The sequence below is a fragment of the Myxococcus sp. CA005 genome, assembly GCF_006518205.1.
Classification (GTDB): Bacteria; Myxococcota; Myxococcia; order Myxococcales; family Myxococcaceae; genus Myxococcus; species Myxococcus xanthus.
The window spans coordinates 12,386-31,722 of sequence record NZ_SRLV01000035.1 but is presented as its reverse complement, the minus strand read 5'-3'; the positions used below and the strand labels follow the sequence as shown (position 1 = coordinate 31,722).

At 69.3% G+C, this 19,337-nt stretch carries 18 protein-coding genes; 6 read left to right on the top strand and 12 right to left on the bottom strand.

Features of this window, described 5'->3' with window-relative positions; translation table 11 throughout:
* Positions 1-3: 3 nt before the first annotated feature.
* The 3 genes from FMQ63_RS17415 to FMQ63_RS17405 are packed head-to-tail and all read left to right on the top strand — an operon-like array spanning position 4 to position 2,504.
* Positions 4-852: a hypothetical protein gene (locus tag FMQ63_RS17415; RefSeq protein ID WP_011553007.1), complete on the top strand. Its 849-nt coding sequence runs from the start codon at positions 4-6 to the stop codon at positions 850-852.
* A complete protein-coding gene (locus FMQ63_RS17410; protein ID WP_011553006.1) occupies positions 839-1,651 on the top strand; it encodes a metal ABC transporter ATP-binding protein in 813 nt (270 codons plus the stop codon). The genes FMQ63_RS17415 and FMQ63_RS17410 overlap by 14 nt, the downstream gene beginning before the upstream one ends.
* On the top strand, positions 1,632-2,504 hold the full coding sequence (locus FMQ63_RS17405) for a metal ABC transporter permease (protein ID WP_011553005.1): 873 nt from the start codon (positions 1,632-1,634) through the stop codon (positions 2,502-2,504). Before FMQ63_RS17410 ends, FMQ63_RS17405 begins: the two co-directional genes overlap by 20 nt.
* 3 nt (positions 2,505-2,507) lie before the next feature.
* Here FMQ63_RS17405 and FMQ63_RS17400 read toward each other — a convergent pair whose 3' ends face one another.
* The 6 genes from FMQ63_RS17400 to FMQ63_RS17375 all read right to left on the bottom strand — a co-directional run bounded on the left by FMQ63_RS17400 (position 2,508) and on the right by FMQ63_RS17375 (position 7,292).
* Positions 2,508-3,059, bottom strand: coding sequence for an isochorismatase family protein (locus FMQ63_RS17400; protein WP_011553004.1), 552 nt, complete (start codon positions 3,057-3,059; stop codon positions 2,508-2,510).
* A 196-nt stretch (positions 3,060-3,255) separates the two neighbouring features.
* The gene (locus FMQ63_RS17395) at positions 3,256-4,989 is read right to left on the bottom strand and encodes a hypothetical protein (protein ID WP_011553003.1); all 1,734 of its coding nucleotides are present in this window, start codon (positions 4,987-4,989) and stop codon (positions 3,256-3,258) included.
* Between the two features lie 10 nt (positions 4,990-4,999).
* Positions 5,000-5,602: a hypothetical protein gene (locus FMQ63_RS17390; protein ID WP_011553002.1), complete on the bottom strand. Its 603-nt coding sequence runs from the start codon at positions 5,600-5,602 to the stop codon at positions 5,000-5,002.
* Between the two features lie 15 nt (positions 5,603-5,617).
* A complete protein-coding gene (locus FMQ63_RS17385; RefSeq protein ID WP_020478593.1) occupies positions 5,618-6,001 on the bottom strand; it encodes a hypothetical protein in 384 nt (127 codons plus the stop codon).
* Positions 6,002-6,082: 81 nt separating this feature from the next.
* Complete coding sequence (locus FMQ63_RS17380) at positions 6,083-6,583, bottom strand: hypothetical protein (RefSeq protein WP_020478592.1); 501 nt, start codon at positions 6,581-6,583, stop codon at positions 6,083-6,085.
* A 274-nt stretch (positions 6,584-6,857) separates the two neighbouring features.
* Positions 6,858-7,292 (bottom strand): hypothetical protein, encoded by a 435-nt coding sequence (locus FMQ63_RS17375; RefSeq protein WP_011553000.1) that lies wholly within the window; start codon positions 7,290-7,292, stop codon positions 6,858-6,860.
* Between the two features lie 336 nt (positions 7,293-7,628).
* On the opposite strand from FMQ63_RS17375, the gene FMQ63_RS17370 reads away from it, so the two are divergent.
* The 3 genes from FMQ63_RS17370 (at position 7,629) to FMQ63_RS17360 (ending at position 11,946) form a co-directional block, all read left to right on the top strand.
* On the top strand, positions 7,629-9,101 hold the full coding sequence (locus FMQ63_RS17370; protein WP_011552998.1) for a hypothetical protein: 1,473 nt from the start codon (positions 7,629-7,631) through the stop codon (positions 9,099-9,101).
* A gap of 57 nt (positions 9,102-9,158) precedes the next feature.
* The gene (locus tag FMQ63_RS17365) at positions 9,159-10,313 is read left to right on the top strand and encodes a lytic polysaccharide monooxygenase (protein WP_020478591.1); all 1,155 of its coding nucleotides are present in this window, start codon (positions 9,159-9,161) and stop codon (positions 10,311-10,313) included.
* A 139-nt stretch (positions 10,314-10,452) separates the two neighbouring features.
* Complete coding sequence (locus tag FMQ63_RS17360; protein ID WP_020478590.1) at positions 10,453-11,946, top strand: hypothetical protein; 1,494 nt, start codon at positions 10,453-10,455, stop codon at positions 11,944-11,946.
* 96 nt (positions 11,947-12,042) lie between these two features.
* Here FMQ63_RS17360 and FMQ63_RS17355 read toward each other — a convergent pair whose 3' ends face one another.
* The 6 genes from FMQ63_RS17355 to FMQ63_RS17330 all read right to left on the bottom strand — a co-directional run bounded on the left by FMQ63_RS17355 (position 12,043) and on the right by FMQ63_RS17330 (position 19,279).
* On the bottom strand, positions 12,043-13,332 hold the full coding sequence (locus FMQ63_RS17355; protein ID WP_225909953.1) for a hypothetical protein: 1,290 nt from the start codon (positions 13,330-13,332) through the stop codon (positions 12,043-12,045).
* Positions 13,333-13,659: 327 nt separating this feature from the next.
* Entirely contained in the window at positions 13,660-14,940 is a 1,281-nt protein-coding gene (locus FMQ63_RS17350; RefSeq protein ID WP_225909952.1) for a hypothetical protein, read from the bottom strand.
* Positions 14,941-15,224: 284 nt separating this feature from the next.
* Positions 15,225-16,505, bottom strand: a complete 1,281-nt coding sequence (locus FMQ63_RS17345; RefSeq protein WP_225909951.1) for a hypothetical protein — start codon at positions 16,503-16,505, stop codon at positions 15,225-15,227.
* 199 nt (positions 16,506-16,704) lie between these two features.
* On the bottom strand, positions 16,705-17,937 hold the full coding sequence (locus FMQ63_RS17340) for a hypothetical protein (protein ID WP_011552991.1): 1,233 nt from the start codon (positions 17,935-17,937) through the stop codon (positions 16,705-16,707).
* Positions 17,934-18,794, bottom strand: a complete 861-nt coding sequence (locus FMQ63_RS17335) for a tol-pal system YbgF family protein (RefSeq protein ID WP_011552990.1) — start codon at positions 18,792-18,794, stop codon at positions 17,934-17,936. The genes FMQ63_RS17340 and FMQ63_RS17335 overlap by 4 nt, the downstream gene beginning before the upstream one ends.
* Complete coding sequence (locus FMQ63_RS17330; RefSeq protein WP_306440799.1) at positions 18,791-19,279, bottom strand: RNA polymerase sigma factor; 489 nt, start codon at positions 19,277-19,279, stop codon at positions 18,791-18,793. Before FMQ63_RS17330 ends, FMQ63_RS17335 begins: the two co-directional genes overlap by 4 nt.
* Positions 19,280-19,337 lie beyond the last annotated feature (58 nt).

Here is a 19,337-nt window from a genome sequence, read left to right as displayed (position 1 = left end):
GCCATGCGGACCCGTCTCCTCCTTCCCCTTCTCTTCATATCCGGCTGCGCGCTGGAGCCCGGTGAGAGCTTCGCGGTGCTGGAGCCCGCCGTCCGCGCGGACTACACGCCGGTAGCCGGGCGCGACGAGGGCAACGGCTTCCAGCGTCTCGCCTCCGACTTCGAGCTTCGCCTGGACGGCGCCGCGCTGGGCGTGGACCACATCGACCTGGTGGGCGGCGGTGGCACCCGCGGCCCCACCACCTTCGACCCGGCCAACCCGCCGCCCGGCTACACCAACTGCCACAACGGCCACTGCCACCACGACGATGGCGCGCTGGTGGACTACGAGGACATCCAGGCGGAGCTGGATGGCGGTGGTGGCGGCGCGGAGGCCACGGTGGCCAGCCTGCACGTGGACGCGGACCTGGACCTGCTGGCGGACCAGACGCTGTCGCCCGACTGCGAGCCGTCCTGCGAGCTGGGCCGCACCCACGTCAGCCGCTACCAGTGGGACGTGTCATCGGTAATGCTGGAAGGCGCGGTACGCGACAGCCGCGCCACGCCGCGCTTCAACGATGAGCGCCGCTTCCGGCTCGCGTTGGCGGCGGCGGAGGAGGCCACGCCGCTGATGGTGCTGCGCGGCACGGTGGACATCCCCGCGGACCGCGAGAACAAGCCGCGCGTGAAGCTCGCCCTGCGCCTGGCGCTGACGCCCACACTGTTCGACTCGCTGGATTGGGCGGCCACCACGCCGGGTCCCGACGGCGTGGTGGACCTGAACGCACCCGAGAACGCCGCCATCCGGACCGCGATGGTGGAAGCACTGGCCACCTTGGAGCCACAGGCGGAGGTCCGGCGTGAAGACCGTTGAGCCCACGAACGGCGCGCACGCGGTGCCCGCCACCTTCGCGCCGGGTGACGCGTTGCTCACCTGCGAGAAGCTCGTCATCGGTTACGACAGCAAGGCCATCCTGCCGCCCATCGACCTGACCATTCGCCGCGGCCAGTTCGTGGCGGTGGTGGGCCGCAACGGCTCCGGCAAGAGCACCTGGTTCCGGACGCTGCTGGGCATGCAGCCGCCGGTGTCGGGCACCATCTCCCGCGCCTCCGCGCAGGTGCGCAGTGCCTATGTGCCGCAGACGTCCGCCATCGACTCGCTGCTGCCACTGCGCGCGGGCGAGCTGACGGCGTGGGGACGCCTGCGCGGCTGGAGCTTCCTGTGGCCCTTCGCCCGGAAGGCGGACCGACAGGCCGTGCAGAGCGCGCTGGAGACGGCCGGCGCGAAGGCCTTCGCATCGAGGCCCTACCGCGAGCTGTCCGAGGGCCAGAAGCAGCGCACGCTGCTGGCGCGGCTGGTGGCCACCGAGGCGGACCTGGTGCTCCTGGACGAGCCCACCGCCGCCATGGACGCCGTCGCCGAGCACGAGACGATGCAGCGACTGTGCACGCTGTCGCGTGAGCGGGGCCTGGGCGTGGTGGTGGTGTGCCACGACCTGGAGGTCGCCGCCGAGCACGCGGACGTGCTCGTCTTCGTGGACCGCGAGACGTCCGCCTTCGTCGTGGGCGATGCCCGCACCGTCTTTTGTCACCCCGCCTTCCGCCGCCAGTACGGCGACGAGTACTGCCAACGCGCGCCCCTGGGACCTCACCGTGGAAACGACGCTCGCTGAACCATCCAAGTGGGAGCAGTTCCACCTGGCGTTCGATTTGTTCAGGGACCCGCTGCTGTGCGCGCTCATCGCGGGCGGCGTACTGGGCTTCCTGAGCGTGTACGTGGTGCTGCGGCGCATGGTGTTCGTCAGCGCCGCGGTGGCCCAATCCGCGGGCCTGGGCGTGGCGCTGGCCTTCTACGCGGCCATCCACCTGGGCACGCACGTGGAGCCCGTGCTGGGCGCCACCACCCTGGCGCTGTTGGCCACCATGTTGCTGATGACGGAGCCGGCGAAGCTGCGCCTCACGCGGGAGAGCCTGCTGGGTCTGGCCTATGCGCTGGCGGGCGGCGCCGCGGTGCTCGTGGGAGACCGCATCGCGCAGGAGGCGCACGACATCCAGAGCATCCTCTTCGGCACGGCGGTGCTGGTGACGCCCGAGCAGCTCTACACGGTGGCCATCGCTGGCGGGGCCATCATGTTCATCCACCTGTGGTGGTACCGGGGCATCACCTTCGCCAGCTTCGACCGGACGGGAGCGCTGGTGCAGGGGCTGCCGGTGCGCCTCCTGGACGGCGTGCTGATGGTCAGCATCGGCGTCATGGTGGGCGTGTGCGCCCGGGCGCTGGGCGCGCTGCCGGTGTTCGCCTTCTCCACGCTGTCCGCCATCGCCGCGCTGATGTTGGAGCTGCGGCTGCCGTGGACCTTCTTCGTCGCCACGCTCTTCGGCGCCATCGCGGGCGTGGGCGGCTATCTCTTCGCGTTCTTCTACGACTTCCCCGTGGGCGGCTCGCAGACGGTGTTCGCCGCGGCCATGGTGGCCGTGGCGACCGTCCTGCGAATGCTCGTCCACGCGGTACAGAAGGCGCGCTGAGGGTCAGCGGACCGCCGCGGAGACCTGCTTGAACTCGGGCGTGCCGGCGCGCCCGAGCAGGTCGAACAGCGCGGCCTCCACCGTGACGACGTGCGCGCCCGCGTCACGGCACAACTGGAGGCCCACCTGCCGGTCCTCCTGCGCGCGCGACAGCACGGCGTCCGTAAGCAGGAACGGGGACAGACCGCGTTCGGCCAGGTCGCGCACCGTCTGGAAGACGCAGATGTGCGTCTCCATGCCCGCCACCAGCACCTGCGTGCGCCCGCCGAGCGCGGCCAGCACGTCTGGCACGGCGGCGCTGAACTCCAGCTTCTCCACCGCCTTGACGTCCTTCAGCACCCGCATCCGCAGCAGCGAATGCGTGGGCCCCAGGCCCTGGGGGTACTGCTCGGTGAGGAGGATGGGGAGCCCCAGCGCGCGAGCGCCCTCGATGGCGGCGGTGGTGCGGCTGAGCATCCGGTCCAGCGCGTCCCGGTCCATGGCGGCGCACAGTCGCTCCTGGATGTCCACGACGAGCAACGCGGCCTGGTCCTGCTTGAGGCGGAAGGTGGGCATGCCCCCTCCTCGCGCGAACGGTGAGGGCCCGTCAAGCGGCGGGAGCCGCCAGCGCGACTGGTGGACGCCCGCACGGCGAGGACTTCCAGCGGGTGACAGTCAACCCGCGACGCGCGGGCAATGAGCCGCGTGGGCCGGGCTCATGATTGATGGGAATTGCCGGCAGGTGGCAGCCCCCGTGCCATTCGGGCACCGCTCAGCAGGACACCGTCCCATGCGCAGCGAGGGCCGGGGCCCCGGTCTCTCGTAGGGCAAGGAGCTCCGGCGGGCGCACGAGCCGCAGCAGGCGCCCCCGCCCGGCGATGAAGGCCCGAGCGCGGCGAAGCTCCGGCTGATGCGGGTCCGCGTCACGCCAGCAGTCGAGGAACGCGGCGAAGTCCTCCACCGCGCTGCTCCAAGCGCCGAGCGCCACCTGGGACTCCGCGGACAGCAGTCGCAAGTGCCCGCACCCAGGCCGCTCCGCCACCAGCGTCTTCGCCAGCCCCACCGCCTTGTCCTCGCGTTCCGTGCGCAGACGCAGCCGGACCAGTGCCTCGCGCGCGGGCCGGGAGAAGGCCGCCGGCCCTGCGGCCCGAAGCCGCCGCTCCAGCCGCCACGCACGCGTCAGCGTGGCCTCGGCGCGGCCCACCTCGCCCCTGCGAACCTCCAGCGCGCCACGCAGCTCATGAGCGGCCACCTCCACCACCCGCGCCACATCTCGTGGACACAGGGCCAGGTCCTCCGAGCGGCGAGCCTCCGCCAGGAGCGCATGCTGCGCATCCAGTGAGTTACATACCCGCTCCACCTCGCCCAGCCGCGCGGCCTCGAGCAGGCTGAGTCCTCTCGTGTACTGGCGCATCCCGTCCCGCAGCGCCCGCTCCGCAGGGCTGGCCGTATCAGACAGCTCCATGGGCACGTCCGCCGCCGCACGCCAGAAGCCGAAGCGCAGGTGCGCGGACACCATCGTGGCTGCGGCGAACAGCAGCGCCTGGTCGTCACCTCCAGCACCTTCCACCCGCTGCCGCAGGCGACGGGCCCACGCCTGGGACTCGCCGTACTGGCCCGCTTCGGCGCAGCCCTGACTGAGCAGCCGCATGGCCGCCTCGGCACTCGGCGCGTCGGCGGTGTGCAGTCCTTCCTCGGCCAGGTACGCATCGTCCGCGGCCACCGTGGCCTCCAGCACGCGCCGGGCCTCCGCCACCAGCCCAACCCGCTGAAGCAGGCGCCCCGCGGAGAGCAGCGCGGGGCCGGCACGAGGCGCCAGCGCCACCAGGCGGTGAGCACTGTCACGGGCAGCCTCGGGCCGGCCGCTGTTCAGCATGGCCTGCACCCATGCATGGTGGACGCCCGCGTGGTCCGGGTGTGAGCGCAGCAGCTCGCGCAGCAGGGCCTGTGCATACGGCTGCCCCTGTCCGGGCCGGCCATCCGGCTCGTAGCCGTCCAGGAGGAATCCCGCGAGCAGCAGCCGCGCGTCGCCGTCCTCGGGATAGCGGTCGATGAGGCACTCCATGTCACGCACGAAGGCGTTGCGCCCATTGGCCGGCCCCTTCTCCGCCAGCAGACTGCCCGCGACGATGTAGCGCTGCTCGCGGTCCGTGGTGCCCTCGCTCAGGGCCAGCGCGCGGCTCATGGCCTCCGCGCGGGCGGTGGCGAAGCGGGCACCGGAGCCTCGCGTGAGGGCGAGCCCCCACCAGGCCATGGCCAGCGATGAATCCTCGCGCGTGGCCTGCGCGAAGGCGCGGCGGGCTTCACCGCCCCACCCCAGGTGCAACAGCCGCAGGCCCTGGTCGAACCAGGCCTGGGCCTGGGGCCTGGTGGTGGTGACGCCCAGGTGCGCGTGCCCCAGGCCCTCGCGCAGGAGCGGCGTGGGGAGCGCGTCATCCGCGACATCCTCCCACGGCGCGCGGGCATGGACGGAAGGTTCATCGGCTCGGAGCAGTCGCGCCAACATGATGGCCTCCTCAGGCCCCGGCGACCGGGGCGGTGCAGACGTTGAATCCAGAATCCAGGGAACGAAGGCGGGAAGCGAAGCGCCGCCACGCCGAGGCCAGTCCGTCCGCCTCGACGGGAGCCGCTTTGCGGCGTGCCCCGAAACACTCACGGCGCCAGGACGGCCCCATCTCGGAGGAAATCCAGTCCTCGTGCTCGGCCAGCCAGCCCGCCAGCGAGGCGAGCCCCGCGCGCAGCGCCCGCCGCTCGTGTCCCGTGGTCGGCAAGCGCGCCGGGCCCAGCTCCTCCGCGCGAAACGGCAGATGGCCCGGCACCCCCTCCAGCAGGACGGGCGCGAAGCCCGCCCGAGGGACGAAGATGGCTTCGCCGCACTCACACAGCGCGCCGAAGCCCCACAGCGTCAGGCGCCCACCATCCGGAAGGCCCACCGTGTAGGGGCTCTGTCCCTCCGCGCCTTCGGGGCGCGCGTGGCGCACGAGCCCTCGTCGAACGAGGAGGTTCCCCTCCGGGCAGAGGACATCCCGCCCGAGGCACCACATGGAGACGTCGAACAGCCGGTCTCCATCGCGTCGAAGCTCACAGGGAAGCACGGTGGACATGGCATGGCCGGACATGGGCGCTATCTCCTCTCAGCTCGCGGACTTCTTCGCCGTGGCGCCGCGGCGCACGGGGCTGGCGCCGAAGAGCGCGGGCGCGTCCACTGGGCTTCCGCCCTGCTTGCCCAGCACCGCGTTGACGGCGCGCACCAACTTTCCGCGCACGCTGGCCGTCAGTGGCAGGTCTCCCAGCGCGGCCTGAAGCTGCTGGGCGCTGATGCCCCGGCCGCTCTTCGGCTTGCCGATGGACAGCGACTCGTAGCTCTTGCCCTGCGTGTCCTTGTCACGGCGACGGGCGCTCCGCTTCTTCAAGAGGGTTCGACCCTCGGAGCCGTAGGACTCGAGCTGGCGCGACAGGCGGAGGAGCTTCTCGGTGGGGATGTTCTTGTCCGTCAGGAACTGCTGGAAGGAACCCATGGTCTTCTCTCTTCGGGGAACGAGGGGCCGGCACTGGAGCACCGGCCCCCGGGTGAACGGGCCAGGGGCCCGGGAACAGCGTCAGTGCTCGTGGCCGTGGTCGCCGTGCGACTCCTCGATGAGCACGCCGAAAGTCGCCACGGACGTGGGGCCGAAGGTCAGGTAGTGCGTGCCCACCGTGAGAGGCACGACGTGGCGGCCCTTGATGTCGGTGCAGCCCTTGGAGCTGCTGGTGCTCTCCTCGATTTCCACCGCCTCACCGCTGGAGGTGGTGACGGAAAGGGGCACGTCCGCGTTGGTGTAGATGACGTAGTCGGCGGCCTCGCTCGCGGCGAAGGCCACCATGCCCTGATTCCCTTCCGAGCCGCTCATCAGGGTGATGTCGTAGCGGCGGTGGTCCGCGCGAATCTCGGGGGGCGGGTTGTTGGTCCCCATGTTGGAGATGACGGCGGTGGCGGGCCCCTCCTGGAGGTGCTCGCACGCCTCGGCGTCGACGCCCTCTTCTTCGGGATGGTCGTCGCCGCAGCCGGCGGAGACGAGCGCGGTGGACAGCAGGAACGCGGCAAGGAGCTTCTTCGTCATGGTGCGACTCCACGGGATTGGACTGCGGGTGTGCCACGCCCGCGCGCCAGCAACGGACACCGCCAGGACATGGAGGGGCCGCCACGGGTGCGTGGGAATGGAAGGGGCGTGCACGGAGCACGAAACACGGGCGCCGTGAGACAGCTCAGCCGGCGTGGGCACAAAGCCGCAATGACTCACAGCCCGCGCGGAGCGGACGGAGTCTGTCTGGCTTTAGCGGACGGGCAACCTCACACGGCGCGACAGGCCGTCTGAGCGAGCAAACTCCCGGGCCTCACGCGCGCGGCGGAGAGGCCTTGGGAGCCAGGTGAAGACGGGCGACGGGCTCCGCATGGAAGCGGAACACCGCCAGCGCGGGCTCGGAGCGAGCGGGCGCGACCAGGAGGAACGGAGTGTCCTGCTGCGGAGGCGGAGCCTCCCGCCGGAAGAAGGCGTGGACACAGTGGGCATCAGAGCCGTGGGAGTCCGCCTCCGTACTCTTGGAGGCGAGCCGCACATCGTCGAAGGACGCCTCAGCGTGACCGGCGCCATGGGAGTCACCGGCCTCCACGTGCATCACCTCACCATGCTCCAGGCACGTGGCGTGCTGGACCAGGGCGAAGTGCATCACGCTCCCCATGTACGCCAGCACGCACACGAGCGCGAACGGCAGCGCCAGAAGGCGCGACCGGACGGAACTCACGGGCTGGTGAAAGGAGGAGCGACTCACGTCAGGGCATTCCCGGTCGAACGGCGTCTACGGTTGTAAGCCAGACAGACCGTTCGCGCAAGTCAGACTGTCTCACGCAACATTCGCCAGGAAACAGCACTCCCGGCGAACGATCAACAGCAACGCAGAGACAATAGTAACAATAACCCCTTTCCAGCGCCGCTGCCCGGGTGGGCCCCGGAGCGGCCGGTCCCAGGCCCGGCGGGTGGCAAGAGGCCACCGAGGGAGTGTCCTGCTCCGACGAAAGGCACCGGGCCCGTGGACCGGTGGACCGTCCAGGCGTAGGGTGCGCGCCGCCCGGAAGACGCCCGGGCGCACCATCGAGGTCACGACTTCGTGCAAGAGTTCATCGACGCGCTCCGGAGCCAGGCACGCCACATTGCGCCCGACCTGGCGCGAATCGCCTACCAGCGGGGCCTCGCCGTCACGCGACCGGACGGGACCACCCACCCCATCCCCATTACCGCCACGCCCGTGGTGCTGGACGCCGCGGAGATTCGCCGCCGCTCGGAGCTGTCCGCCCGCCTGTCCTCCGCCACGGTGAAGATGGCGCAGGCGCAGCTCCAGGGCGCGGACGCGGAGTCCCTGCTGGGCGCCCTCTCCCCTCTCGAGCGCGTGCTCGCCGAGCGCACCTGGCGCCAGTCCACCCGGCTGGCCACCACGCGCGTGGACTACTTCGTCGCAGGCGGCACGCCGTGGGCGTTGGAGGTCAACGCCACCATCCCCGCCATGCAGGGGTACTCCGACATCGCGGCCCGCACCTTCATCGAGGTGGTGGGCCGCTACTTCCGCTATCCGGAGAAGTCCCTGCACGCCCTGCTGTCGCTCAACGGCAGCAACGCGCTGGCGTTGTACCGGGCGCTGCTGGACGGATACGCGGCCGAGCGCAACGGCAGGATGCCGGACACGGTGGCCCTGCTGTGCCGCCGCAACGACGCCCAAATCACGGAGCTGCGCTGGCTGTGCGAGCGCTTCCGCGAGTTCGGCGCGGACGCGGACCTGGTCCATCCGGACGAGGTGTCCGGTGACGACGCCTTCGTGGCCCACGGCAAGAAGTACGACCTGGTGTACCGGCACCTCTTCGTCCGGCGCCTGGAGGAGTCCCCCTCCCCCTGGGTCGAGGACTTCCTGGGCACCGTGCCCGGCAAGAAGGCGGTGTTCCTCAATCCCCCCGCCTCGCAGGTGGAGGTGAAGCTGACCTTCGCCCGCCTGTCGCAGGCCCTGGCCGAGCCCGCACTGGCCGAAGCCGCGCGACTCACCGGCGACGAGTTGGAGGCGGTGCGCGCGTCCGTGCCGTGGACGCGAACGTTCCAGCCCGGCCCGACGCAGGGCCCCGACGGTGAACGCGTGGAGGACCTGGTGGCCCTGGTCGCCGCGACGCCGGCGCGCTTCGTGCTGAAGCGGGCCTGGGACTATGGCGGCCGAGCCGTCTTCCTGGGCCGCTCCGCGGGCACCGTCCCCTACACGGAGCGGGTGCAGGTGGCCTATGGCGCGCCGATGACGTGGGCGGAGCTGTGCGCGCGCACGGCGGCGGACACGGCCGGCGGAGGCTTCGTGGTGCAGGAGGTGGTGGACTCGCCGCCCGAGGAGCACCTGCTCTGCGAGCCCAACGGCACCGTGCTGCCCACGTCCTTCTTCGTGGACTACTCCGCCTATGCCTCCGTGGGCCTGGCGCGGCAGCCCGCGTGGGGCGGTGTGTGCCGCGGGTCCATGTCGGAAATCGTCAACATCGTCGGCGGTGGCGGCGTGTTGCCGCTCATCACCTCTGAAGTCGCCTCCAAGCTCCTGATGGCGTGGAAGGCCTTCTAGGCCGTTGACCCGATTTCGGGGGCCGCGCCCTCCCTCCTCGCACCACAGGAGGAAGGGATGACCTCAGCAGTGCAGCGGTGTCTCGGCGCGTCGCTCGCCGTCGTGTCCATGTTGTGCGCCAGCGTGGCCCTGGCGCACGGCTCCATGGAAGTACCTCTCAGCCGCGTCTACAGTTGCTTCAAGGAAGGGCCAGAGACGCCGAAGTCCGACGCGTGCAAGGCGCTCATCCAGGCTGGTGGCACGCAAGCGCTCTACGACTGGAATGGCGTGCGGCAGGGCAACGCCAACGACAGGCACCGCGACATCATTCCAGACGGAAAGCTCTGCAGCGCCGCGAATGAAAGTCACCGGGGCCTGGACCTCGCACGCACGGACTGGCCCTCCACGCTCATCACGCCGGACACCCAGGGTCGCTTCGAGTTCGTCTTCCACGCGACCGCCGTGCACGCCACCGGCTACTTCCGCCTCTACGTCACGCGTGAGGGCTACAACCCGGCGCTCCCGCTCAAGTGGTCGGACCTGGAAGCAAATCCCTTCTGCTCCATCACCCACGTCTCCGCCCAGAACAACCGCTACCGGCTCAACTGCCCCTTCCCTCAAGGGAAGACGGGCGCGCATGTCATCTACGGCATCTGGCAGCGCTCGGACAGCCCGGAGGCCTTCTACGCCTGCACCGACGTGAAGTTCAGCAACACCCCGCCGCCGCCCTCGTCGTGGAAGGAGCTGGGCCAGGTACAGGCGCGTGAAGACCTGCCCGCGGGGAGCTCGGTGACGCTGCGCGTTTTCGACGCGCAGGGCGCTGACACCGAATCCCATGTGCATCCCCTGACCACGGCCACGCCGGCGGCCCAGTGGATTCATGCGCTGGCACAGCGGGTGAACGGCGCGTCCAGCCGCGTACAGGTGGGCGTGCTCGACGCAGCGGGCCGCGTGAATCCCGTGCAGGACGCGCTGGGCAACCGCGTCTACGCGCGAGAGACGGGCTACACCTTCCAGGTCGACATCATGAAGCCGCCGCCCGGTGGCGGTGGCGAGCCTGTCTACCCGTCTGGGATTGAGGACTATGCAGAGGGCACCGTTGTGCGGGGCACCGACGGACTGCGCTATCGCTGCAAGCCCTTCCCCTACTCTGGCTGGTGCAAGGGCTCCGCGCTGCATTACGCGCCGGGCACGGGCTTGAACTGGCAGGACGCGTGGGAGCGCATTCCCTGAAGCCCACCGGGTGACGCGACACATCCAGTTTCGGAGTGAAGGCACCGGGATGTCACAACGCCTGACGCAACATGTTCGCGTCATGGCCGACAATCCCGGTGCCTCCGACATTCATGTCGTTCCCGAGAAAGGTGTGTGTATGTCCCCCCGAATCGACCGGCGCGCTCCCTCGAAGCTCGGCTCGAATCTCCAGAAGGACGCGGAGCCGACCCAGGCCCGTACGCCCACGGCGACGACGTCCTCAGTCAAATACCAGACGCAGCGCAACGCGGATGCCTTCCAAGGTGCTGCTCCGCGTGGGCGCGCGCAGGTTGCCTTCGGAAACACCGTGGCGGCCCTCAACACGAACGCGGTAGTGGCCCCGGCGCTGACGCCCGAGCAGCAGGCATCTGCGGAGCAGGCGCAGGTGGACGCCACCAACCGGCAGGACCCGTCGTATCTCACGAACTGGCTGAAGGACCATCCCGACCCGGCGCAGCAAGCGGCCTTCATGGATCGCTTCTTCCAATACGGGACCGATGCGGGACAACTGCTCGACAAGGCCAGCGAAGAGGATTTGCCGGTGCTCTCCGCCGCCCTCGACGCGGCCTACCGGTCGGGCGCCGTCACGCTCGACGAACTGACGGCGGCCGTCGGTTCCCATGGCGCGGGCTCCTGGGGCGGTGAGACGCACGAGACGCTGGCGAAAATCATCGCCGGCACGGGCAACCCGGAGCTCATCACCGCCTACGCGCAGCGCGAGCTGGAAATCATGACGGCCAGCAACCCGGCCGACCCGGCGCGCGCCGTGGCCATCGCCACGGCGCTGGCGGGCCTGCCGCCGGACAAGCTCCAGGAGTTCCTGAAGAACAACCCGGACGCCCTGGGCCACGTCCTCAAGAACATCAACGACCCCATCATCGGCGGCGGCACGGAGGCGCTTGGAAAGCTGCTGGACGCGGCCAGCGCAATCCAGCCCGCCACGCCGGAGTCCATCAAGCTGTTCATGGACAGCATCGGGCACCTGGGAGACAACCCCGAATCCCGCGCGGCGGCGGCGCGCTTCTTCACGCAGCACGCGAACGCGATTCTCGCCGCGGCGAGCGACGCCTCGGGCTCCATTGGAAGCGCGGGCGCGGGCAAGCTGTCCGAGTTCTTCACCCGGACGCTCTTCACCGAGCCTTCCTTCGAGGGACAGGAGGCGTTCCACTCGTTCATCACCTCGAAGCTGGGTGACATGCAGGCGCAGTTGGAGGCGGAGGCGCACGCCAATCCGCCGTCGCAGGATGCGCAGCGCCTGGCACGGTCCATGGGCAGCCTCGTTGGCGCCATCGAGGGAGGCTTCCTCCTCTCCGTCGAGGAGCTGAACAAGCGCAACGAGGCCGCCGAGGGAATGGCGGGGCTGATCTTCAAGCTCAAGGATTTGCTCCCCACCTCGAGCATCCCGGGGCTGGGCCAGTTGCAGAACCTCACCATCGACCAGATCCAGAACTGGGTGACGGAGGCGCTCAAGAAGAAGCCAGATGATCCGCAGGATGCCATTCCGTTCCACCAGCTCTTCGGGGAGGCCATCTCCAACCCTGCCCTCCGCAGCGTGTACGACTCCGCCCGGCTGACGTCGCTGGAGAATCGCGAGCTCGGCCTGAACCACTGAGCCCGAGCGCAGGGCTCGGGCCGGCGTGCATGCGCCGGCCCGGGCCTCTGGGGAACACCGTCTCGCACGCGCGGCGAGGCCCTCTCCTTCAACGACTCAGTGCTGGCGCGTGAGCGGCAGGGCGGGCACGTCCTTCACGTGCGCCTGGTGCGTCACCCGCGTGCCCAGGATGAAGTGCGGTTCGAGGGGATCGAACGTCTCCTGGCCCGAGTAGACAACGAAGAACTTGCCGCCCCCGTAGGCGACATCCGGCAGGTACTCCTGTGGTTGGTCCCCGGTGGAGATAGGGAAACCCGAGGGGTCCCACACGTCCCCGTTCTCGCCCCACCGCGCACCCCACACGGCATGCGGACCGTCACGCCTGTCGTCCCAGACGACCAGGGACTTGTCGTTGTGGTGGGCGATGCGCGGCTCGGCCTGCGCGCCCTCTGCGGTGGAGATGGGGATGCCTTCGGGGTCCTTCACCATGCCTGTCTTGCTCACGCGCGCGCCGAAGATGTCCGCGTTCCCATTCCGGTCATCGGTCCAGACCACCTGGTAATTCTTGTGCGTCCACTCCACGTCAGGCGTCGTCTGGGCGCCCTCGGCCTGGGAGATGGGGAAGCCGTCGCCGTCGAGGATGGTGCCGTCCTCCTTCACCCTGTTGCCGTAGATGTCCGCATTCTCCGGGCCTTGGCCGTGCTCGTCGGACCAGACGACCAGGAACTCCTTCGTTTTGTTGTTCCAGGTCGGCGACGCGTCATTCGCGAAGGTGTCGGAGGCGCTGAGGGACTCGTCGCCCGTATCAAGGACGACGCCATCCTTCGTCACCCGCGTGAAGAAGATGTTCGAGAAGTCACCGGAGACGGTGTACGTCACCAGGCAGATTTTCGGGGAGCAGGCGACTCGCGCCGGGCCGACGGTTTCACCCGATTGTTTGACGTTGAATACCGGGCCCACCACGGTGCCGTCCGGCTTCACGCGCACGGCGTCGATACCATCCACGCTCTCCCAGACGACGAAGAAGTGCGTCCCGTTGAAACCGATGCCGGGCCGGAATCCTTCGACGTCTCCAATGTTGATGCGAATGTCCGCAGGGTCGAGCACGGTGCCGTCTGGCTTCACCCGAGTGCCGTAGATGCCGCCGGTCCGCACGTCGGTCCAGACCGCGAGGAATTTGCCCCCGCCGTACGCAACCGCTGGCCAGAAGCGCGCCAGCGGGGCGGGCTGGGCGTAACCCCCGCTTTTCTCGAGCCCGGTCTCGGCGCTCATTGGCGCCTCAGCCTCCGACTCCGCCGTCGCGTCCTCCAAGCCGCCCAGTTCTTCTTGTTCCGGCGCCACCCCGCAGCCGACCAGCATGGACCCGAACAACAGCCCGGCAATGCCGGCCTTCACTTCCCGCTTCATGTGCAGCCTCCCCTTCGCGAACAACGGCGCAAAGCTGGGGACCTACACGCACGTCACCAGCCACCCGTGGGGCGCAGTCCGAATAAGACGGTGGACAGGCGCATCGAGCCGCCGCCCCTGCCATCGACCCAATGCGCTTCGGGGAGCGCATCTCCAACCCCGCCCTCCACAGCGTGTACAACTCCGCCCGGCTGGCGTCGTTGGAGAACCGCGAGCTCGACCTGAACCACTGAGCCCACGCGCAAGGCCCGGGCCGGCGTGCATGCGCCGGCCCGGGCCGCTGGGGAACGCCGCCTCGCACGCGGCGATGCCCTCTCCCTCAACGGCTCAGCGCTGGCGCGTGAGCGGCAAGGCAGGCACGTCCTTCACCTGCGCCTGGTGCGTCACCCGCGTGCCCAGGATGAAGTGCGGCTCGGAGGGGTCGTAGACGGCCTGGGCGGCGTAGACGGTGAAGAACTTGTCAGCCCCGAAGGCGACGTCCGGCAGGTACTCCTGTGGCAGGAACCCGCTGGAAATAGGGAAGCCCGAGGGGTCCCACACGTCCCCGTTCTCGCCCCACCGCGCACCCCACACGGCGTGCGGACCGTTGCGCGTGTCGTCCCAGACGACCAGGGACTTGTCATTGTGGTGGGCGATGCGCGGTTCGGTCTGCGCGCCCGCGGCGGTGGAGATGGGGATGCCTTCGGGGTCCTTCACCGTGCCCGTCTTGCCCACGCGCGCGCCGAAGATGTCCGGGTTCCCATTCCGGTCATCGGACCAGACCACCTGGTAGTTCTTGCCCGTCCACTCCACGTCAGGCGTCGTCTGGGCGCCCTCCGCCTGAGAGATGGGGAAGCCGGTGCCGTCGAGGATGGTGCCGTTCTCCTTCACCCTGTTGCCGTAGATGTCCGCGTTCTCCGGGCCTTGGCCGTGCTCGTCGGACCAGACGACCAGGAACTCCTTCGTTTTGTTGTTCCAGGTCGATGACGCGTCATTCGCGAAGTTGGGGACGGCGCTGAGCGTGCGGTCGTCCGTCGAGAGGACGACGCCATCCTTCGTCACCCGCGTGAAGAAGATGACCGTCTCTTCGTCACCGGAAATGGTGTACGTCACCAGGCAGATCTTCGGAGAGCAGGCCACACGCACCGGGCCGAAGGACTCGTCCGTCTGGATGGCGCGGAACACCGGCCCCACCACGGTGCCGTCCGGCTTCACCCGCACCCCGTCGACACCATCGCGGCTCTCCCAGACGACGAAGAAGTACTTCCCGTTGAAGGCGATGGCGGGCCGCTCCCCATTCTCGTCACTGATGTTGATGCGGATGCCCCCCGGGTCGAGCACGGTGCCGTCCGGCTTCACCCGGGTGCCGTAGATGCCGCCGGTCCGCACATCGGTCCAGACGGCGAAGAACTTGCCGTCACCGTACGCGACCGCGGGGCCGAAACGCGCCACCGCGGCGGGCATCGAGGAGCCACGGTGTTCATCGAGCCCGGCCTCGGCGCTCGATGTCGCCTCCGCCGTCATCTCCTCCACTTCGTTCTGCGCTTCCTGTTCCGGCGCCACCCCGCAGCCGACCAGCATGGACCCGAACACCAGCCCGGCAATGCCGGCCTTCACTTCCCGCTTCATGTGCAGCCTCCCCTTCGCGAACAACGGCGAAAGAGTGGGGGGCTCCGCGCGCCTCACCAGCCACCCGTGGGGCGCAGGCCGGATAAGGTGGAGGACAGGCGCATCGAGCCACCTCCCCGCCCTCCGCAGCGTGTACGACTCCGCCCGGCTGACGTCGTTGGAGAACCACGAGCTCGGCCTGAACCACTGAGCCCGAGCGCAGGGCCCGGGCCGGCGTGCATGCACTGGCCCTTGCTTCTGGGGAACGCCGCCTCGAACGCGGCGAGGCCCCCTCCAGCAACGGCTCAGCGTCGGCGCGTGAGCGGCACGGCGGGCACGTCCTTCACCTGCGCCTGATGCGTCACGCGCGTCCCCACGATGTAGTGCGGATCACCGGGTGAATAGGTCTCCTGGGCGGCGTAGATGGTGAAGAACTTGTCGGCCCCGAAGGCGACGTCCGGCAGGTACTGCTGGGCCAGACCCGCGCTGGAGATGGGGAAGCCGGAACCGTCCCAAACGTCTCCGTCCTCGCCCCATCGCGCGCCCCAGATGCTGTGCGGGCCGTAGCGAGTGTCATCCCAGACGACCAGGGACTTGCTATTGTGGTGGGCGATGCGCGGGGCGGTCTGCGCGCCCGCGGCGGTGGAGATGGGGATGCCGTCCGGATCCTTCACCGTGCCTGTCTTGCTCACACGCGCACCGTAGATGTCTGGGTTCCCATTCCGGTCATCGGTCCAGACCACCTGGTAGCTCTTGCCCGTCCACACCACGTCAGGTGTCGTCTGGGCGCCCTCCTCCGTGGAGATGGGGAAGCCGTCGCCATCGAGGATGGTGCCGTCCTCCTTCACCCTGTTGCCGTAGATATCGGCGTTCTCCGGGCCACCACCCTGCTCGACGGACCAGACGACCAGGAACTCCTTCTTGCTGTTGTTCCAAGTCGACGACGCGTCATCCGCGAAGGTGTTGGAGGCGTTGAGCGTGTGGTCGTCCGTCGAGAGGATGACGCCGTCCTTGGACACCCGGGTGAAGTAGATGGTCGAGGAGTCGTCACCGGCGACGGTGTACGTCACCAGGCAGATTTTCGGGGAACAGGCGACTCGCGCTGGATCGAAGACTTCGTCCGACTGGACTGCTAAAAACATCGGCCCCACCACGGTACCGTCCGGCTTCACGCGCACACCATCCACTCCGTTGATGGTGTCCCAAACCACGAAGAAGTGCGTCCCGTTGAAGGCGATGGCCGGTCGACGCCCAATCTCTTCGCCGAAGTTGATGCGGATGCCCCGCGGGTCGAGCACGGTGCCGTCTGGCTTCACCCGCGTGCCGTAGATGCCGCCGGTCCGCACGTCGGCCCAGACCGCGAAGTACTTGCCGTCGCCGTACGCGACCGCGTGCCCATATCGAGCCACTGCGACTGGCGTGGAGTAGCCACGATGTGCATCGAGCCCGGTCTCGGCGCTCGCTGACGACTCCGCCGTCACGTCCTCCAAGCCACCCAGTTCTCCTTGTTCCGGCGCCACCCCGCAGCCGACCAGCATGGACCCGAACAACAGCCCGGCAATGCCGGCCTTCACTTCCCACTTCATGTGCAGCCTCCCCTTCGCGAACAACGGCGCAAAGCTGGAGACCTACACACACGTCACCAGCCACCCGTGGGGTGCAGTCCGGATAAGGCGGTGAACAGGAGCATCGAGCCGCCGCCCCTGCGCGCGTGACGCGGGACTCCGGGCCTTCGAACAAACGATGGCGGCCTGACACGGATACGCAGGGCCGGTGGCGTGCACCTCAATCGCCCATGCACTCGGCGCCCGCATCGCGAATGTCCGCGTCGTAGTGCAGTCGGAGCGGCCCCGAAGCCTCGACTTGACGGACGAACACAGAACCGAAGACCTCGGCGCCCCCGCTCAGGCTGAGTACGGCGCGGGGCGCATAGAGATTGCCCGCGAGGAAGCTGCCCGCGGACAGCGCCAGCACGTTCGAGCCCGCGGCGTACACTCGCACGCGAGAAGGCGTGGCGGTGGACCCCAACGTGAGCGGTCCCGCCACCGCGACAGAGCCCCCGAGGAACAGGTCCAGCTCTCCAGGTGCCTGAACGTCCACCGACAGTCCTTCGCCCAGGTCGACGACGTCCTCGACGAAGAGCGCCGTACGCGCGCGAATCGTGAGTGTGGCGCGGCCGGTGCCGGTGATGCGCGTCAGGTGGAAGCGGCCACACGGCAGCTCCAGCGCGCGTTCGCCTTCGATGTCCTCCATCGCCGTGGCGTCGAGGCCGATGGCCACGTTGTCATTGTCGAGCACGTGCCGGGCGATGAGCCCGGAGACATCCACCTGGGACGCCGCATCACACGCACAGGGGATGACGGGGTCCACGGGCTCGCGACGGACCTCAGCCGCGTCCACCGGCCCCAGTACGTGGCCCGCTGGAACCATGAGCACGCCACCGACGCTGAAGGCGGGCAACGCGACATCACCGCGTACGCGGGCGTCTCCCACTACGGTGGCCGAGACTGGGTTGCCGGTAAGCGGACCACCGCAGTGCAATGCCTCACCCACGCGGAACGTCTGCCCGAGCTGGGCGCCTCCCGCACCGCCAATCCTCAGCGAGCCTCCCACCGCCACCGCGTCATTGGCCGACAGCGCGCCATTCACCCCGACATCGCCCCCCGCGCCTCCTGGCTGATACCTCTCCGAGGTGCCGTGAAAGGCATCCGTTTCGAAAGACGCACCCAGGGCGAGCCCCTCGCAGGTGCACAGCGCATGACGGAAGGTTCGCTCCGCCAGACGTCCACTGCACACCTGCGAATCGGTATCGGCATCCCCGACGACGATGGGAGGCCCGCGCCCCGCACAGTACGCCTCCCAATCGGCAGGCGGCTCGCCGCCATCGGGCCCACCGGCATCCACCGAGGAGCCCACGTGTCCTGCGTCCGGCGACTGGACGGTGGCCACCAGGTCCCCACGGGTGCAGCTTCCCATCGACGCCGCCAGTAGCACCGCCAACGTCCATCGCCTGTTCATGGCGCGGTGAGTTCCCGAACGCGCGCGCGAGCCGACGGCACGAGCGGCGAATCGGGATGGGTGGAGAGGAACGATTCCAGCGCGCTGCGCTCCGCGTCTCGGTCACCGAGAACACGGTGCGCTTCGGCGATGCCGTGCTGCGCTTCCTGGTCGAGCACACCGCGCGGCTGGACCCGAAGCGCCGCCTTGAACTGGCGCAGGGCGCCTCGCGCGTCCCCCAGGTGCTCCAGCCGAAGCGAGCCCGAGGCGACGCGCGCGACGTATGACGCGAGCGATGATGGCTCGGCGCGAATGACGCGTAGGTAGAGCGCCTCGGCCTCCTTCCACCGCCCCTCGGAACGGAGCGCATTGGCCTTGAGCAAGAGGTCTTCCGGAGCAGCCGACTTCACGGAAGCCAGTGGCGCGCGCGGACGCGCCGGCTCGGCTTCAGCGATGGACGCGGCAGGGACCACCGGCGTTTCGGGCGAAGCCTCGTCTGACACGGCATCCAACCGCGAGGGGGCCGCGTCAACCACTCCGCTGCCGATCCGTCGTGACTCCGTGCCCAACCGCGGGGGCCCCATGAGCGCAGCCGATTCCACCTGCGACGTCGACGCCCGGCTCGAGCGTGTGAAGTTCCAGACCGCTGCCGCGGCGGCGCCCGCGACGAGGAGCGCTCCCGCCATCAACCACACGGGGGGCCGCTTGCCGAGTGGCCGGGGCGCGGGCGGCGTCACCAACGCGCCTGCCTCCAGCGCGGTCAGCACCATCCGCGCCGACCGTTCCCGGGAGATGCGTCGGGCCGGCCCCACGCCTTCGTCCAACGGCAGGACCAGCGCATTCAGGGCGTCATCCCTCTCTTCCCTGAAGTCACTCATCCCCGCTCCTCCCCTCCGTCTCCCTCCGCGGTCGCCAGCGAGCGCAGCGCCGTCCGCCCCAAGCGGAGCCGGCTGCGCACCGTCTCGAAGGGAATGCCCAGCTCCGTTGAAATCTCCGGCACGCTCAACTCCAGCACGTGATGCAACACCAGTGCATGCCGCTGCTCATTCGAAAGCCGATCCAGGAGTGTCACCATGTGACGGCGATGAACATACTCGTCCGGCAGGGCATCCTCAGAGGGAACCGCGACCAGCTCCACCGGCGCATCCGCGTGCTGGGCATCCCGGCCTCGGGAGCGCTTCAGCCATGCGAACGTCGTCCGCGCCACCACCCGATCCGCCCAGGATTGGAAGCGGCCTTCAGCGCGATACGACGGCAGCCCCCGCACCAGGGCGATGAGTGCCTCCTGGGCGATGTCCTCCACGTCCACATCCCCGCGCACCAGGTAGCGCACGAGATTGCGAACCCGGGGGAGCAGCTCCATCAGCAAAGCGCCGGTTGCCTCTCGCTCGCCCTGGATGGCGGCCTGGATGCGAGGGTCT